The organism is Pseudocolwellia antarctica (assembly GCF_049933045.1).
In the GTDB taxonomy this organism is placed as follows: Bacteria; Pseudomonadota; Gammaproteobacteria; order Enterobacterales; family Alteromonadaceae; genus Pseudocolwellia.
In genome coordinates, this window is sequence record NZ_CP187926.1 from 2439285 (window position 1) to 2458306 (window position 19022).

The 19022-nt window shown below is 36.8% G+C and carries 11 protein-coding genes and 1 pseudogene; 3 read left to right on the forward strand and 9 right to left on the reverse strand.

Going from position 1 to position 19022, the window contains the following annotated elements; all coding sequences use genetic code 11:
• The first annotated feature begins 126 nt into the window (after positions 1-126).
• The gene (locus ACPUVN_RS10565; protein ID WP_426369057.1) at positions 127-804 is read left to right on the forward strand and encodes a flavin reductase family protein; all 678 of its coding nucleotides are present in this window, start codon (positions 127-129) and stop codon (positions 802-804) included.
• Between the two features lie 130 nt (positions 805-934).
• Here the strand turns inward: ACPUVN_RS10565 and ACPUVN_RS10570 are convergent, their stop codons facing one another.
• The 9 genes and pseudogenes from ACPUVN_RS10570 to ACPUVN_RS10610 all read right to left on the reverse strand — a co-directional run bounded on the left by ACPUVN_RS10570 (position 935) and on the right by ACPUVN_RS10610 (position 15886).
• The gene (locus ACPUVN_RS10570) at positions 935-3505 is read right to left on the reverse strand and encodes a glycoside hydrolase family 3 protein (RefSeq protein ID WP_426369058.1); all 2571 of its coding nucleotides are present in this window, start codon (positions 3503-3505) and stop codon (positions 935-937) included.
• Positions 3492-4781: a sugar MFS transporter gene (locus ACPUVN_RS10575; protein ID WP_426369059.1), complete on the reverse strand. Its 1290-nt coding sequence runs from the start codon at positions 4779-4781 to the stop codon at positions 3492-3494. Before ACPUVN_RS10575 ends, ACPUVN_RS10570 begins: the two co-directional genes overlap by 14 nt.
• 116 nt (positions 4782-4897) lie before the next feature.
• Entirely contained in the window at positions 4898-7888 is a 2991-nt protein-coding gene (locus ACPUVN_RS10580) for a TonB-dependent receptor (RefSeq protein ID WP_426369060.1), read from the reverse strand.
• Positions 7889-7960: 72 nt separating this feature from the next.
• Positions 7961-10610, reverse strand: a pseudogene (locus ACPUVN_RS10585) (family 16 glycosylhydrolase).
• A 293-nt stretch (positions 10611-10903) separates the two neighbouring features.
• Complete coding sequence (locus ACPUVN_RS10590; RefSeq protein WP_426369061.1) at positions 10904-11758, reverse strand: LytR/AlgR family response regulator transcription factor; 855 nt, start codon at positions 11756-11758, stop codon at positions 10904-10906.
• Between the two features lie 7 nt (positions 11759-11765).
• A complete protein-coding gene (locus ACPUVN_RS10595) occupies positions 11766-12872 on the reverse strand; it encodes a sensor histidine kinase (RefSeq protein ID WP_426369062.1) in 1107 nt (368 codons plus the stop codon).
• A 321-nt stretch (positions 12873-13193) separates the two neighbouring features.
• Positions 13194-13652, reverse strand: coding sequence for a DUF1456 family protein (locus tag ACPUVN_RS10600; RefSeq protein WP_426360343.1), 459 nt, complete (start codon positions 13650-13652; stop codon positions 13194-13196).
• 126 nt (positions 13653-13778) lie between these two features.
• Positions 13779-14390: a methylated-DNA--[protein]-cysteine S-methyltransferase gene (locus tag ACPUVN_RS10605; RefSeq protein ID WP_426369063.1), complete on the reverse strand. Its 612-nt coding sequence runs from the start codon at positions 14388-14390 to the stop codon at positions 13779-13781.
• Positions 14387-15886, reverse strand: a complete 1500-nt coding sequence (locus tag ACPUVN_RS10610; RefSeq protein WP_426360341.1) for a DNA-3-methyladenine glycosylase 2 family protein — start codon at positions 15884-15886, stop codon at positions 14387-14389. The genes ACPUVN_RS10605 and ACPUVN_RS10610 overlap by 4 nt, the downstream gene beginning before the upstream one ends.
• 323 nt (positions 15887-16209) lie before the next feature.
• Between ACPUVN_RS10610 and ACPUVN_RS10615 the strand changes: the two genes are divergently transcribed.
• On the forward strand, positions 16210-17469 hold the full coding sequence (locus ACPUVN_RS10615; protein WP_426360340.1) for a D-amino acid dehydrogenase: 1260 nt from the start codon (positions 16210-16212) through the stop codon (positions 17467-17469).
• A gap of 10 nt (positions 17470-17479) precedes the next feature.
• The gene (alr, locus tag ACPUVN_RS10620; protein WP_426360339.1) at positions 17480-18559 is read left to right on the forward strand and encodes an alanine racemase; all 1080 of its coding nucleotides are present in this window, start codon (positions 17480-17482) and stop codon (positions 18557-18559) included.
• Positions 18560-19022 lie beyond the last annotated feature (463 nt).

Below are 19022 nucleotides of genomic sequence, written 5' to 3' on the forward strand. Positions count from 1 at the left end.
TTTTTAAAATGTAAAGATTTTGTATCTAGTTTAATTTTGCTCAAGGCTAATAATTTAAAAACCATTAAAATTCAATTACACTGCGTGTTTATAAATTTACTTTTTCTGCGACAAGTTACCCATATTATGATTTTAAATTTTTCAGATTACTCAGAAAATCAACGTTATCATTTAATGACACAAACGCTTATTCCTCGACCAATTGCATGGGCTTTAACCTTTTCAGGTACTAATATTGTTGTAAATGAAGCGACTCAAAGCGTAGAACAAAATCAGTTAAATTTAGCCCCTTTCTCTTACTTTACCGCGGTATCAAGTACGCCAGCTTTATTGATGTTATCTGTTGGTAAAAAGCCAACGGGTGAATCTAAAGATACACTGACTAATGTTGTAAAAAACAAGAAAATGGTGATTCATATCGCATCTGAGCAACAAGCTGGCTTAGTTACTCAAACAGCAGCAACCTTACCCCATGGTCAATCTGAGCTTGAATTAACAGACGAGTCGAACAATACAGATCTCCATCTAAAAACAGTGCCTTTTGATGGGTTTCCATTACCTAGATTAGAGCAATGCGATATTGCTTACGGCTGTGAGTTATATGAAATAAAAGAAATTAAAGACAGCCCGCTAACATTAATATTAGTTGAAGTTAAACAAATTTATATCAGTGATAGTGTGATGGATGTAGATGCAAAAAATAGAATAAAAGTACATGCTGATAAGGTAAATCCACTCGCTAGGCTTGGTGGTGGTGAATATTCAGGTATAACCGCACCTTTTTCTAAAGTACGTCCTGCATAAAAGCTAATAACATTAAACACATAACAGTTATTGTTAGGGTTATAGTTTTTCTATAACCCTAACTGCAATAAACTTAAGCCAAATACTATATTAGCTATTAAGTCAAAATAAGCGATCTAAACTATCTAAACTACATAGCTCCACAGCTAACCGTTGGGCTAACATCAATGTTATCAGTGATCACAATATCAGCAATACTCAATTCTACATTTCCTTTTGAAGAAAGCTCAAAGGGTATAGCCGTTTTAGAAAAGTCCATTCCAGCATGACTAAAACAACTTAAATCTATTGAGAAGGTTTGCCAATCACTCAATGGCAATTTATTTAAATAAGAGCCAATGTTAACGCTAGCGCCACATTCTTTATCAGCCGAACAATAAGTTGATAAATAAACATCTCCCGACACTCTGTTTGCTAAACTAACGCTAAATTGCAAACGAGAGTTTTCTGATACATTTTCAGCAAAGTTAAAAGTTGTTTCAGCCACATGTTTTATCATCACGCCAGCAGACTGACTTTTAGCTGATTTTTCATTACCCGTTAAGCTTATTCTAAACGCATCTTCCTGAACAAGTTTATCTACAGTACGGTAGTTTAATTCAGCTAGTTGATGAGCATTAGCATAAACGGCAATGTCTTTATCTCCAGAATACAACCAAAGTGACCACGGTTGTTTAATTGAATTTTTAAATATCTCAATAACCTTATCGTCAGTTTTAACACTACCAGCAGGTATATTTATTGTTTCATCTAAGATATCTGTTAACGTGTCTTTATCACCATAAGTTAAACCAAATCCGTAAGGGAACAAAGGATCATAGTTTTCATCAAATCGATTAACCTCCGTCTGCATTGCATCTTTAGGCCATGAAAATGAAAGCTTACCCATAAAGTTATGCTGAATGTCATTATTTTCATCAGCTAAAATAACATCAGCAATACCTTGCCCTTCTGAGCCAGGTAACCATGCCGCAACAAAAGCATCTGAAGCATTAATTTCAGCATTTACCCACATAGGACGACCAGTAATAAAGATTGAAACAACAGGAATCCCTTGCTGCTTAAATTGCTTTAATAAAGCTAACGATTTTTTGTTGTTACTTTCAAAGTATAAATGCTCTATATCGCCCTGTCCTTCGGCATAAGGTTCTTCACCAAATACCACAACAGCAACATCAGGTTTTTCTTCAAAGCTACCATCAATACTTAATATCGCACTTCCGCCCGCTTTTGTTACTTGTTGTTCAATACCAGAGTAGATCGATGTACCACCTGGGAAGTCTTTGTTAGTATTTCCAGTACCTTGCCAAGTGATTGACCAACCACCCGACTGTTTACCAATATTATCTGCTCCATCTCCAGCAACTAAAATGTTTAACTTAGGTGATATAGGTAATAAATTAGCTTTGTTTTTTAAAAGTACTAAAGACTCTTGAACAGCTTGTCTAGCAACTTTGCGATGTTCATCACTGCCAATTAAAGCTGTTTTACCAGAGAACATACGCTTAGCTGGGCTTGGTTTATCAAACAATCCTGCTCTGAACTTTACACGTAATATACGCTTAACTGCGTCATCAATACGTGCAATAGAAATGGTATTGTTTTTAACTTGTTTGATGGTATTTTCATATAAAGGCTTCCAAGCATCTGTTGGTACCATAAATATGTCTAGCCCTGCATTTACAGCTTGTGGACAGCTTTCATTGCTACAACCTTTAACTTGTCCGTGACCATTCCAATCACCTACAACAAAGCCATCAAACCCCATTTTTTCTTTCAACACTTCTGTTAATAGATAATGGCTGCCATGAATTTTTTCACCATTCCAACTGTTAAATGATGCCATAACAGACTGAGCTCCAGCTGCTAAACCACTGACATAACCTTGAGCATGTAGTTTGTATAAGTCTTGTTCTGAAGTTTGGTTATCACCTTGATCATCACCATCTTTAGTACCGCCATCGCCGACAAAATGTTTAACCGTACTGATAACACGATCGTCACCTAAAAAATCATCACCTGCACTACCTTGTAAACCTTTAACAACAGCACTTGCATAAAGTTTTACTATTTCAGGATCTTCAGAATAACCTTCATAAGTTCTACCCCAACGATCATTTCTTACCGTTGCAACGGTTGGTGCAAATACCCAATCAATACCCGTTACCATAACTTCGGTTGCGGTTATTTGAGCTATTTTAGTCATCAATTCAGCATTATTTGCTGCACCTAAACCAATATTATGTGGAAATAATGTAGCTCCAATGACATTGTTATGACCATGAACCGCATCAGTACCCCACATTGTAGGGATTGCATTACCATCAACTGAATCATCAACAGAGGCTTGATACATTGTTTCAGCAAGCTCTATCCAATCTTGAGGTGTTGAATGTTTATTATTTTTAGGAAAAGCTCCACCACCATTTAAATATGAACCAAAGCCATATTTACGCATATCTTCTGGAGTTATATCGCGTATTTCAGGTTGGATCATTTGCGCAACTTTTTGCTCTAACGTCATAGAGTTTAATAGTTTAGTTACTTTCGCTTCAATAACAGCATCTATTTTTACTTCAGATTTTATTGGTGCCCAAGCTTTTGCTTCGTTTGAATTTATACTGTCAGATAATTCAATCGAACAACCTGTAGCTAATAAAACAAGTGAACTAGATAATAGTGTGATTTTAGATAGCTTCATGTTTGCCACCCTCTTTAATTTGATTTGAAATAGATTCAGGCTTAGAACCAACTAATGCGTAATAACCAATATAGGCATAACAAAAAATAGGTAAAATAAACGACAGTTGAATACCCAATGTATCTGCTAAAGCGCCTTGTACTAAAGGTAAAATAGCGCCACCAACAATAGCTAAACATAAAACACCAGCGCCATGGCTTGCCGCATTACCTAGTTGATTAATCGCTAATGTAAAAATGGTAGGGAACATAATAGAGTTGAAAAAACCTACAGCAAGAATGGCTAACATAGCAGTAGAGCCATCAGTCACAATAGCAACAAACACTAAAATAGCGGCACAAACAGCATTAATAAATAACACTTTATTCGCCGATACAAATTGCATAACACCTGCGCCAATAAAACGCCCAACCATAGCTCCCCCCCAATAATAAGAAATATATTTAGCCGCTTCAGCTTCAGTTATACCCGCAATAGTAGGCTCTGCTAAGAAGTTAATTAAAAAACTACCAATAGCAACTTCACCACCCACATAAACAAAAATACCTAAAGCACCTAAGCGTAAATGCTTGTACTGCCATGCTTTACTTGGCGATATTTTTGCTTCTTTATTTTGGCCTAAATTAGGAAGCTTGAGAAAAGCAAATATAATAGCCAGAACCATTAAGGTTAATGCGATGGCGATATAAGGAATTTGTACTGAGCTTGCATCAACTGCTTCAGTCGATTCAACGCCACTGAAGATCAACCAAGCACCAAAAAATGGAGCAACGGTTGTACCAAAAGAGTTAAAAGCTTGCGTTAAGGTAAGTCGTGAAGATGCAGTTTTACTTGGACCTAAAGCGCTTACATATGGATTCGCAGAAACTTGTAAAATAGTAATACCTGTAGCTAAAACAAATAATGCCAGTAAGAAAACAGCATAAATGCCAATTTCAGCGGCGGGATAAAAAAGTAAACAGCCAAGGCTAGCAATAGATAATCCAGCGACTATGCCCTTTTTATAACCTAAACGGCTAACCAAAGCGCCAGCAGGAAGAGAAACAATAAAATACGCGCCAAAAAAACAAAATTGAATCAACATAGCTTGGGTATAGCTAAGATCAAACATGCCTTTTAAATAAGGGATCAAAATGTCGTTAAGACAGGTGATAAAACCCCACATAAAAAATAATGAAGTAAGCGAGACTAAAGCAAACATATTATTTTGTGGAGGATTGCTTGATGAGTTTTCTGAACTATTCTGTGTATCGATAATAACGGCAGAACTAGCCATAAATATATTCCTATATAAATTAAGTTAAATAACCTAACCCAACAGATATTGATGTTGGATTATGCTTAAAATAAAAGCCTTGCTATAAAATTCAACAAGGCTCCATTTAGACTTAGTTAAAAACTATAACGAGCACCTAAGCTATAACGAGTTCCGTATTGAGCTGCACTAACAAATTGGCTATCAAAACGGCTAAATGAACGTTCAGTTTCGTTAGTTAAGTTAACACCATCAAAAAACACCGTCACATTGTCACTTACTTCGTAGTTAACACTTAGATCCCACTGTAAAAATTCTTCAGCATATACCGGAGCTGAATCACTTCCAGTATCAGGAAGACCTAATCCCACTAAGTATTCACCACGCCATGCCCCCGTAACTTTCACAGACAAACCGTCTTTCTCATAGAAAACTTGTAAATTGGCAGAGTCACTCACCCCTTCAAGTACTTCTTGGCGGCCAATATAGTAATTATCAACATCAATATCACCGTCAACAATGGTGCCATTTATACCAATACCAAAACCAGTTTCACCAAATAAATGCTGAACAGCCAACTCAATACCATACACTTTACGTGCTTCAACATTTTGAGGAGAACTGATATTCCATTGAATTAAAGGATCTGTTGCGGGGTCAGGCAATACTCGATTATTCTCTCCAATACCAACACCATTAGCGACAATTTCATCATATATAGCGGTATCAGTAGCTTGCTCACCTCTACCCTCAATAACATCTACTGCATTATTCCAGCGTTGGCCTAAATAAACGTCATATAAACCTTCAAAGGTTGTAGTTACTGAAGAACCAGTGATCCAATCATCTACATTTTTATAAAATAAACCTACAGAAGCGTAGCTTGCTTCATCGTAATAATACTCTAAAGATAAATCGACATTGGTTGATTTAAATGGCTTTAGGTCTGTGTTCCCACTAGTTCCACTTCTTGAACCAACTTTTGGTGAAGGAGTTAAACTAAGATTACCTAACATATCGCCTAATGAAGGTCGTGTTATGGTTTGACCAAATGATGCTCTTGCTACTAAATCGTCACTAAGATCGACTTTAATATCTAACATTGGAAGAAATAATTCGTAATCTCCTTCAAATTCTACTTCCTCAAATTCTCCACCACTTGCAAATTGAGTGATCCACTCAGAACCACCAGCCCAATAAACCTGTTCAGCTAATCGACTTTGAGCTGGGCTAACTGCGTCAGTTTTTTCATAACGAAAACCAAGGTTAACTTGTACATCGTAACCACTAATCTCAAACACCCAATCGGTAGCAACAAATAAGCTGAAAGTTTCTTCTTCTACCTCATTTTGTGGAAAAACATCCGTACCAAAAGTACCTATTTGATAAACATCGCTACCAACAACATCTGCAGTTAAAAATGCAGCTTGTCTTGCAAAAGCTTCATCAAGGTCATAGGTATAAGCATAATTAGGTGAAACACCAGCAAAACCGAAAGAGAATTCGTCTAAAAAGCCATTTAAATCAACTCGTTCAAACATACTATCAGGGAATATTTCCGCAAAAGTACCATTACTAAAGCCTGGTGCATTAGCATTATTTGAACCACCTGAACCTTTAAGTGTTTGTTTTGTGTACGCGGTACCGAATTTAATAGATTCTAGACCGAAATCTGTATCTACTAATAAATTTCCGTTCAATTGAACTTGAGTTACTTCAGACTCAGCAGGTGTTCTGCTAAAAATACTGAAGTTAGAACCGATTTCATTAGGAGTAATTTCTTGTGAGCCATTATTCCAGTTAACATTAAAGCCTGGTACATCACCTTCTCTATAGAAATACTCTTTACTTGATAAATCTGCCGAACCTAAAATAATTCGGGCGTTAGCACCTAAACCATCATCTTTACCATTATCTGTCTCAGATTTTGAATTATGCAGATCTAACGTAAAACTTAAATCATCTGTTGCAAACCATTCAACATTAAAACCCGTGGCTTTTGAATCAACTTCAGTGGTTTCACGAAATGCGGTAAATGATCCATCATCACCAGATGAGTTGTAATAAATAGCCGTACCATTTTCATCTAACTCGTACGAATTAGCATTACCACCAAATGAACCATTCCAAACACCCCAAGAAAGAGAATTATTACCTGTTACGGCATTTGAGATTGTATGATCAAGTGTAAAAACTAAATCATCTGTTGCAGCATATTGGAAGGTAACTTGAGCATTAGTTCGCTCACGTTGCACATCATCTTGTGAATAGCTTATTTCTTGAGGAAAAAATGAAGCTGCAATGAATTGATCATTTTCAGCATCATAATATTGTTTAGCAACGTTGCCATCGGCATCTACAGGTCTATTATCAATAAAGTTTTCAGGTTCTAGATTTATACCGTGAGTTCTAGACCATGAACGTACATTAGCGGCTTGTCGTTGAAAGTCTCTGCGATGATAAGAGAAATTAGCTGAAACACCAAAACGATCATCATCAAACGTATTACTATACATACCTGCGAATTCAGGCGTTATATCGTCACCTGCTTCTACCGAACTATCATGATTACCCTTCGCCATAAAAGTAAATTTCTGACCTGGGTTTTGTAATGGTTTGGCCGTAACAATGTTTACGGTTGCACCTAACCCACCTGTTGGGATATCTGCACGAGCTGTTTTAATCGTTTGTAGTTCGCTAACGCCTTCAGATGATAGGTTTTCAAAGTTAAATGAACGTGTAAAGCCAGTACCAGCCATTTGACGACCATTTAAAGTAACCAAATTAAACTCAGGACCAAAACCACGAGCAGTAATTTGACTACCTTCACCATTACTACGGCTAATTGTTATGCCTGTAATACGTTGTAATGATTCTGCTAAGTTAGTATCAGGGAATTTACCCATCTCTTCTGCAGAAATAGCATCTACAACACCCGACATATCGCGTTTAATATTCATTGAACGTACTAAACTACCGCGTATACCTTTAACTTCAATAACTTCTATTTCAGCTTTTGGCTCAGTTAATGGTGCTTCTTCCGCGAATACACTATGGCTTAAACCTGAAGCTAAAATTAATGAGATACATGTTGCTATATGTTTTTGTTTAAATTTAATGTTTTTCATGTGAACCTACTTTTTAAAAATTTGTTTAGAAATGAGCAGTAAAAACCGCTCGATTTTTAATTATGGCTTGGACTAAGGATTACTAATAAGTACGTTATCGATTCGGTACTCAGCACCCTCGCCTGTTGCCCATAGGGGGAAAAACATCACAACATCTATCTGGCTAATATCTAAACCAGCATCAAATAAAGTTTGTAGAGAAAAAGTATAGGTTTGCCATTCACCCGTTACCGGTGCAACACCTTCTTGACTATCTGTCATTGGCAGTTCAGCAAAAGTCTCATTATCACCTGACTCTATTTTGAAAAACCATGTAGACGCAGGATCAGTTGGTGCAGTAATCACTTTCATATCAAATTTAACAACACCAGTCGCTAATAAATGAGAGGCATCTAAATAAACATCATCGTCAGCTAAAAGCCCCATAACAGTAGGTGTAGCGCCAATAACAAATTGAGCAGTCATGCCATGTTCAGTACCGTCGTTTTCAAGTGTTGGTGTTGAACCACCACAACAATCCCAAATACTCCACATCTCTTTAGCTTGCTCGTCAAATAAAACAAAACCATCTGAATTACTTTCAGCGGTAGGATCGTAAATCTTTACGTTATCAACACGGTAAACAGAGCCTTCACCTTCGCCCCAAGTAGGAAAAATCATAAGAACGTCAATAGCACTTAAATCAAAACCAGCCGTTGCTAAATCAGATAGGTTAAAAGTATAAGTTTGCCATTGGCCTTCAACAGGAGCTGTAGCTTCAACACTTGTTGTTAAAGACACTTCAAAAGCAGATGCTGCATTATCGGTTTCTACTTTAAAAATCCAATCAGTGCTTGAATCGCTTGGCATGTTAACTACTTTCATCTCAAACTGGATAACACCATTAGTGATAATACCTGTAGCATCAAACGGAGCGGGTTGAGTTGTATTAGGGTCTCTTGAAATAAAGCCCATTACTGTTGGTTCTGAACCAATAGAAAACTCTGAAACATTAGTATGAGCATCGTCATCTAACTCAACTGTTGGTGTAGAACCGCCACAACAGTCCCAAAGGGGCCAGCTTGGATTTGCACTTTCTTCAAAAATAACTAACTCAGGTGATACCGTGTCAGCAGCAATGTTTAAATTAGTGATTTGGTATACAGCGCCTTCTCCAGCTCCCCATGCAGGGAATACCATAACAACATCAATAGCACTCAGATCTAAGTCTTTGTCAGCAAAAGCTTGTAATGGAAAAGTATAGGTTTGCCATTCGCCTGCAACAGGAGCAACACCTTCAACACTCTCTGTTAACAAGAAATCTGCAGCCGTTGAACCTTCTGAACTTTCCATTTTAACGAACCATTCAGCGCTCGCATCATTTGGAGCTGAAACAACTTTCATGTCAAAACTTAACGTACCTGTTTCAACAAGTGGCGATGCATCAAATGGGCTAGGCGTACCAACTTCTGCATCAATAAATTCAGCACGTGATATAAAACCATTAACCGTTGGTTCTGCACCAACATAAAACTCCATTACGTCGCCTTTTTCAGCGTCAGTCATTAATGTAGGAGTTGAACCACCACAACAATCCCATGCAGGCCAGTTAGGGTTAACCGCGCCAGAAAAAATAGTTAAGTTTTCCGCAATACCCGTAGATGGAGGTGAAGGAATTGGTGCTTCGCCTTCTACTAGTGCATCTTCTAAACTGTCGTAACCAGGACGAACAGTTTCACAACCTTTACCTGTGTCTGGGTTTTGCTGACATTCGTAAACACGAACATAATCAATCTCAAATGACTGGCCATTTGCAAAAGCTTCGGCATCTATGCCTAAGTTATTTACATTTTCAGGCCAATCGCCACCTACAGCAAAGTTTAAAATAAGAAAAGAATTCTTGATCGAATGGAGCATTTTCCCAGAAAGTTGTTAACTCACCACTTACATTATCGAAGTTTTCAGTAAACCAACCTCTGTGTGATAAGCCAACAGCCTCATCTCTACTGTTAGTTCTAACTTCAGATTTACGCTGTGTAGCATATAAGTAATCATCCACATACCAACGGATCTCACCTTCTTGCCATTCAACAGCATAAGTATGAAAATCATCAGCAGGATTTATGTTATCGGGAAGTGTATAAGAAGTTCCTGAACTAGAATTGTCAGGCCATGCTTTACCATAATGTAATGTACCGTGAATGTTAGCTTCTACATTTCCATCAGCATCTACAGTATTAAGATTTACTGTTTCTAAAATATCTATTTCGCCAGATTTAGGCCAGCCGCCATAAACTTCATCGGTTGGTAGCATCCAAAAAGCAGGCCAGCTACCTTGTCCGCTGGGTAATTTAGCACTTATTTCAAAACGACCGTATTTAAAGTCGGCTTTGTAACGAGAGATAAGTCTTGCTGAAGTATAAGGAAGGTCTGCATTATCGTCGGCAGGAAGTGCAACAATACTTAACTTACCGTCACTAACAAATGAGTTGTCAGCACTATCGGTATAACATTGTTTCTCATTATTACCGCCACCGTCACAATTAACTTCATGAGTCCAATTTTTGGTGTTTATTACTGAACTATCGAATTCATCTTCCCATATTAATTTCCAATCACTTACGGGTTGAGATGGGTCTACAGCAGCGGTGTTAGTTTCAGTTTCAGCTCCACCGCCACAACCTAATAGTGTAAGCGATGAAACAACAGCCAATAATGGCGCTGTTTTTAAATTTTTATTCATAAATGTCCCCGGTTTTCATTATGGTTTCGTTTGCACTTTTAGCATTCTGTTTTATTCTTTTATGCTGGCTTGTTTATAAGAATTGTTTTACAGCCATACTCAAGTACACGAATATTTTGATATCGACTCTGTAATGTTTTTTAATAGAATTGATACCAGTGAAGCATATTGATTCAAAAAATATTAAGTAACAATTCAAATGCGGCATCATGGTCAAACGGTGCGGTAATAAAAGTTTTTAATGAGGTGAAACGATGAAACGAGACAAAAACAAGATGAAAGGTTTATAACGCTTAGTATCGTTTAGACTCTACAATTTGTTGTATAGCCGAGCTGTAGTTGCGACTTACTTTTAGCTGAACATCGTTACCCAAATCAAGAATACTTTCACTATTACGCATAGGTTTAATACTCTTAATATAGCTAACATTTACCAAAGTGGATTTATGAATGCGAGTAAATATTTTAGGGTCTAACTGACTTTCAAGTTTTTTCATGGTGATGCGTACAATATGTGTTTCATTGTTTTCATGAATACACATGTAATCGCCAGCAGCATCTATCCATTGTATGTCTTTAACAGGTACAAACACTTTTTCATGATCATTATTTTTAATCACTAATTCTTGCACAAATAAAGAAGGTAATGGGCTGTCCGACTCTAACCAATCTTCAAGTTCAGAAACAGAAATACCTGAACTCTCGCCTAAAGCTTTAAGCAACTTAAACTTTTCTTTAACTGAATTATTATCGGTCTGATCTTCAGCCTTGTTAACTCTAACGCGTTGCATTATACGTTCAACTGTCTTTTGTAAACGCCCTAAATTAGCGGGTTTTAATACATAATCTATAGCATTCAACTCAAACGCATCAATAGCGTATTCGCCATAAGCGCTTACAAAAACTATCATAGGCAAGGTATCAGACTGTAAGGCTTGTACAACTTCAATACCGTTAAGGCCAGGTAAACGTAAATCTAGAAAGAGCACGTCGGGTGTTAAGGTATTACACAAATGAATAGCTTGATCACCATCACTTGCTTCAGCAATTACTTTTATTTGAGGGATTTTTTCGAGGCGAAGACGAAGCCCTTCTAACGCGAGAGGTTCATCATCAACAATTATGGCGGTTAAAGGTACTTCATTCATGACTAACTTACTTCTCAAAAGGAATGGAAATTAACACGGTTGCTCCGCCATTTTCACTATTGGCAAGATCTACATCAAAATCTCCATTAAACATAGCATCTAATCGAGCTTTTGTATTTGACATACCTATACCAAAACCTTCGTTTAATTTTTTATTCAAACCTTGCCCATCATCAATAACTTTTAACACGAGTCTGTCATGAACCTTTTGCGCTTGAATAATGATAGACCCGCCCTCTTTACGTAATTCAATCGCGTATTTAATAGCGTTTTCAACAAGAGGCTGCAATAACATGCTCGGCACCCGACAGCTCAAAGCATGAGTGTCTATGTCTATCTCTACATGTAAGCGGTCGCCAAATCTAACTTTTTCAATAGATAAATATAAATCTAATAGCTCTAATTCTTTTTTTAACGTCGTTTTACTTTTATCGTTTTTATCTAATGAATATCGAAAAAAGTCACACAACTTATCAAGCATTTCATTGGCTTTATCATTTTCATTTTTATAAATAAGAGTAGAAATCGCATTCATCGTATTAAACATAAAATGAGGATTTAATTGATAACGCAACATTTCTAATTGAGCTTCTTTCGCTAGCGTCTGAGCCCTAAGTAACATCTCATGTTCTTTCTGTAGTTTGGTGTTGTACAACATAATAAAGAAGATGGACGTCCACACAAACATAGTTGTTAACGAAAACAATAACCAGCCACCAAACTCCAACATATTCCATGCTTCATTCCACTCTTGCTGGTAAACAATCACTTTATAGAAGCTCAATTTCATAACATTGAAAATTAGCCCGAATGCTGAGGCAGATATAAAGCTATAAAATAAGGTTTGATTAAGAGGGAGATGAACGATTTTACGTATAAGTAACCACTGAAAATACGACAGTAAAAAGCCGCTTAGGGTTTCTAATACTAAATTGAGAAATTGTCGAGTAAAGTCAAAATCAGTGTGATCAAGTTGCGGTCTGATAATCGCTAAAAACACGATGATGCTATAACCTAACCAACCTGCTATTTGTAAGGTCCAAAATTGATGACTTTGTTTTGAGAAAGATTGTGAACCTAACTCTAACGTACTTTCTGACTGTTTATTTCCCATAACATCAATTAAACCATTTAGTGAAAAGAATGTGCAACCTTGGCGTTAATATATAGCAAAGTATGAGATAAAGAGTTTTATTTGCGGTAACACGTGCAGATAGAGAGATAAGTGAGGCGATAGAGCAAAGTATAAACAACTACTTGAGACAATATTATTGAGATATTCTACTTTGTAGAAGTATTGAAAAATGTTAAACCATCAAAGTACTGAGTTAAAAGAATTAAAATCTAAAGAACGGTGATTTATTACACGTCAATTCTATTTTATTGTTGAAACCAGCTACTTTAATGATTAGTGAGCACGTATTTAAAGTATTATTTACTGTTCATGCTTAATTTTAAGACCTGATAAAAATGCTGATAAAACATCATCAGAACATTCTTTATAGTTTTTATGATTAACGTTTCTGAAAAAGGCGCTTAACTCATATTTACTTAAGGTTATTTTACCTAATTCTAAAATAGCTAACACTTCATCAGCTTTTAAAGATAAGGCTATTTTAAGTTTATTAAATATAGCGTTATTGTTTAGGCTATCTTCTGCGTCACGTTTAGGGCCATCACTTGGGCCGCGTTGGTCTTCAATTAAGCCATTTAAAAAAGCGGCTAATTCAACATCCAATAATTCTTTGTATGTAGGATCATTTTTTTCAATAAAAATTTGAGTGAGTTGTTCTGCTGAAACCTGACATTGTCCAAGTTCAAAAATAGAACAAACTTTATCATTGTTAAAATCAAAAATATTACACACACGTCGAAGAATTACATTATTTATCATTAAGTTGCCTAAAAGGTATAAATTGCTTTGAAAGATATTTTCAAAAGATTTATCTATTATAACTCAAGCGCCAAGAATTAGGCTTATAGATTTATTAAAAATTAACCTTTTAGGTATATTTTTAAGCTATGTCAAAAACTGGGTTTTAGATTGTCGAGATTTGATCACATTCTTCAGATCTAATGCTGCGTTTTCTTTTGAAGGTTTTAGCTCAATGCCTTCATGATTCAATAACCATAATTTACGCTCTATTCCGCCAGCATAACCCGTTAACGAACCATTAGAGCCAACGACTCTGTGGCATGGCACAATAATACTTATCGGGTTTCTGCCGTTTGCACCACCTACTGCTTGCGAACCTTTAGGTTTATTCACCATTTTTGCAATATCAAGATAACTCGCTGTTTCACCAAAAGGTATGATTGATAAACACTGCCATACACTTTTCTGAAATTCAGTGCCTTTAGGATCGAGCGGTACATTAAACTGACTCAACTCACCATTAAAGTATTGTTCTAACTGCTGCTTACATAATTCAGTGATGTGATTTGGTTTAATTTCTGAGGTTTGATCACCACAAAAAATCACATGAGCTAAACCTTTCTCTGTGGCTTTGCATTCAATTAAGCCTAACGGAGAGTTGAAATAATCAGTATAACTTTCGCTTTTATTTTGACTTTCTTCGCGACTGTTTTTGATTTTACTATTTTTATTGGCAGTACTTTTATTAGCGATCATGATAACTGGCTCCATAATTGAAACGTTAAATAGCTACGCCAAGGTGACACTTGCTCTGGCGTGAAGTCGGTTTTAAATTGGTCTTTAAGTTGTTCCATGGCTTTTTTCACACCTAAATCCCCACCTAAAAAAATGTCAGGATCACTTAAGCCTCTTAGTTGAGCATATTCAACTGTCCAAGGGCCTATACCTTTTAGCTTGAGCCATTCGGTAGGATCATTCGGTTCATTACTTGTTATATAATGTTGCGCTAAGTTTCTTAGTGTTTGTTTGCGGGAACCTGGCATTTTAAAAAAGTCTAATTCACAATCAACAATAGCTTGAGGCGATGGAAATAAATAACGTTCTTGCTTTGGCTTAGTGTTTTCAGCATTAACATTTTTAGTGTTCGTGTCTTCGATATTATTCTCGACTTTAACGCCTAAATTAATAACCAACGTTTCAACTAAGTTTCGTGCCGCTGTCACTGATATTTGTTGTCCGAGTATGGCTCTTATTCCCGCTTCATACATATCCCAAATGCCTGGTAACCGAATTCCAGAATTAAGAGAGAATCCATCAACAAAGCTTTGTTGGAGATCATGCTCTACAGACTTTATGTCTACGTCTAAATCTAAAATGCGTTTTATATTATTCACAATACTTTTTAAATGCTTTACATCATTAAGTTCAATTTCAACATCAAACAAATGTTTGTCTTTATTATGTATTGCAGTAAAGCTACCTGTGGTGTCTAACCAATTAAAAGTACGACCATAGCTGCTGCTATCGCCCCACTCTAAACCTTTTATTGCTCTGGCTTCGAGTAACTTTTGCATATACGGCCAGTCGAATGGTGGGCGGTAATATAATTTAAGCTTTAACTTATTAAGAGAATTCATCTTAGATTTCCGTAATGACGATGGTGTTAAATTTAGCTGCGATTGAAAGCAATCATTAAAACGTCTGATACTTGAAAACCCACTAGCTAAAGCCACTTCGGTAATCGGTAATTGCGTTTGATGAAGTAACTGTTTAGCAAATAAACATTGTTGATAAAGTACATATGCCTTGGGCGACATGCCTAAATACTTATCGAAGAGTTGGCGTAAATATCGATCACTAATCCCTAACCTTTCTGCAAGTTCGGGTAATGAATTTTGCTGTAAAGCGCCTTCATCAATTAATCGAATAGCTCTATCAAGTGTTGCGTTTACCCCTTTCCATGCGGGCGAGTTTGGCGCACTGTCAGGTCGACAACGTAAACAAGGACGAAAACCTGCATTGGCGCATTCAACGGCGCTTGAAAAATATAAAACATTTTCTTCTTTAGGCGGACTAACAGGACAAATACTTCGACAATATATTTTAGTGGTTTTCACCGCTGTAAAAAACTTACCATCAAAACGCGGATCACGAGACAAGCGAGCTTTTTGACAAACGTTAGGGTCTAAAGGAGATAACCCTAAAGCAGATCCCCCTGAAGTAGCTGAGTTTAAAACACCTGAATCTAACATAAACACTAACCTAACTAAGCAACTAATCCAAACGGCAGAAGCACATCATAACGTGTTTTTTGGTATAAACTAGCCAGATTCGGAACTGAAACTAAAGAAACTCCTTTTACAAACAACATATCTACGTTCGCCTCATTATTTACCTGCACGCACTTGCTCATTTAAACAACAACACAGATTAGACCAGCTTATTTTCAGACTAAAACACCAAAAACTACTTTCAAAGCAGTTTTTTATCCTGAAAAAATCAGAAATACCCACATTAATTATTACTGATGTCATCTATGATTGTTTTTTTAACTAAGAAATAAGTAGAGGTACAAATGAAAGTTTTAGTCTTAGGCTCTGGAGTTATAGGAGTCACCAGTGCTTGGTATTTAGCTAAGTCAGGACATGAAGTCACCGTTGTTGACAGACAAACAACCGTTGCTAACGAAACAAGCTTCGCCAATGCAGGTCAAATATCTCCAGGATATTCTGCACCTTGGGCAGCTCCAGGTATTCCAGCCAAAGCAATTAAATGGTTGATGCAAGAGTTAGCACCTTTAAAAATTAGCACGCGAGATTTAGATATGGAAACCTTGCTATGGATGACCAAAATGGTTGCCAACTGTAATAGCAAAGATTATCACATCAATAAATCACGAATGATGAGAGTGGCTGAATATAGTCGTAACTGTTTACGAGACCTTCGTAGTGAAATTAATATTGAATACGAACATAGAACACAAGGTACTCTGCAATTGTTCCGTACAGAAAGCCAAGTAAAAAGCTCTAAAAAAGACATTCAAGTGTTAAACGAATGTGGTGTTGATCATCAAATACTAACACCTGATGAATGCTTAGCTTATGAACCTGCACTAAAACATACAATCAATAAAGTGGTTGGTGGTATTCGTTTACCAAATGATGAAACAGGCAACTGCCATATGTTTGTAACTGAACTAGCAAAAGAGTGCGAAAAGTTGGGTGTTAAGTTTGTTATGGATACTGATATTCAGAAACTAAATAAACAAGGCGATGAAATAACAAGTGTTACAACAGATAAAGGTGAGTTCACAGCTGACGCTTATTTAATGGCGCTGGGCTCCTACTCTACTCATATGCTTTCAGATATTGGTATCAAAGTACCTGTTTACCCTGTTAAAGGTTATTCATTAACTATACCTATTGAAGATTACTCTGCGGCTCCTGAATCAACAATTATGGATGAAACCTACAAGGTTGCGATTACACGTTTAGGCGACCAAATACGTGTAGGGGGCACAGCTGAAATAACATCTTATAACTTAGCGTTAACTGAAAAACGTCGTAAGAATATTGAGTTTTCAGTGGCTGATTTATTTCCTCATGCTGCTGATTTAGCCAAAGCTGATTTCTGGACAGGTTTAAGACCAATGACACCTGACGGCACACCTATATTAGGTAAAACAAATATCGAAAATTTATTCTTGAACACAGGTCATGGAACTTTAGGTTGGACGATGTCTTTAGGCTCGGCGAAATTTATTAGCGACATAATTAGTTGTAAACCGCCAGACATTGATGATTCTGGCTTATCCATCGCACGTTACGCGCATTAGGAGGTGACATATGGCTAGATCAGCAACTGCAGTTATTAAATTAAATGCAATTAAACAGAACTATTTATATGCAAAATCACTTGCTAGAAACACTAAAGCCATTGCCACAGTTAAAGCTAATGCCTACGGGCATGGTGCTGTAGAAGTGGCTAAAGCGTTAGCAGATGTCGCTGATGCTTTTGGTGTAGCGTGTATTGAAGAAGCAAAAGAGTTACGTGATTCAGGTATTACACAACCTATTTTATTATTAGAAGGTTTCTTCACCGCTGATGAATTAGAGTACATCAGTGAAAATAATTTATGGTGTGTTATACATTCACAGTATCAACTAGAGGAATTAAAAAAAGCAAAATTAACTCAGCCCATTCATATTTGGTTAAAAATGGATTCAGGCATGCATCGCTTAGGGTTCTTACCTGAAGAGTATTTTGATGTATGGCATCAACTAAACCAGTTAAGCCAAGTAGAACAGATTGTTCACATGAGTCATTTCTCATCTTCAGATGATGTTACTTCAATCGAAACCCAGCAACAAACAGAGTTGTTTATAGACACGCTTGGAGATTTACCTGGAGAAGTTAGTTTAGCCAACTCTTCAGCTATTTTAAATAATGCTGTATCTAGACATCAATGGATCCGTCCTGGAATTATGCTCTACGGTGCTTCACCTATTGATAGCGAGTTTGTTGGCAAGTCTCTTCGGCCTGCCATGATGTTTAAAGCCAAAGTGATATCTCAACGCACTATTAATCCAGGTGAAACAGTCGGCTATAACTGCCTATGGAAAGCTGAAGAAACCACTCAAATCGGCACGGTTTCAATTGGTTATGCTGATGGGTACCCGAGGCATGCAGCTAACGGTACGCCTGTTTATATTAATGGTAAGCAGAGTAAAATATTAGGTCGAGTATCTATGGATATGCTTATGGTAGATCTGTCGATGTTTGAAGATCAGAACTGTATTGGATTTGATGTTGAACTTTGGGGGGATAATATTTTAGCAAACAAAGTCGCTCAATATTCTGAAACCATTGCCTATGCGCTATTTTGTGGTTTAACACGCAGAGTGAGTAAACAGTATATTAGGTAAGTTTACATGATTTATAGAATGCTTAAATCACTCTAAAATCTAATGAACAGCGCCCAAGTTTATTTCGGCGCTGTTTTATATTTCTGTTATACCTGAGATTAGACCTATCATCATATCTGAGGTAAAAGCTGATATTATACCAAACGGATTAATTTATTGCTCACTTAGCGAGAATTTAAAGGCTTAGAGGCACAGGTTCATAGTTCCAGACTGAACCTAAGCACCTACATCCATGTAGGCGAGGCATTGATTAAAGAGAATGGTTATTCTCGGTAACTGCTCCTGCGTTACCCTAATGTCCTACATCCATGTAGGAACCTTGTCAAAATCAATAACGCGGCATATGAGCCTTTAAATTCTCGCCCTTCGGGAGCTCATTAGCAAACTGATAACATCACAAAATTAAAAAAATATAGAATAACTATGTTTAATCAATTTTGCTTGTTCTAAGCTTGCTAATGTA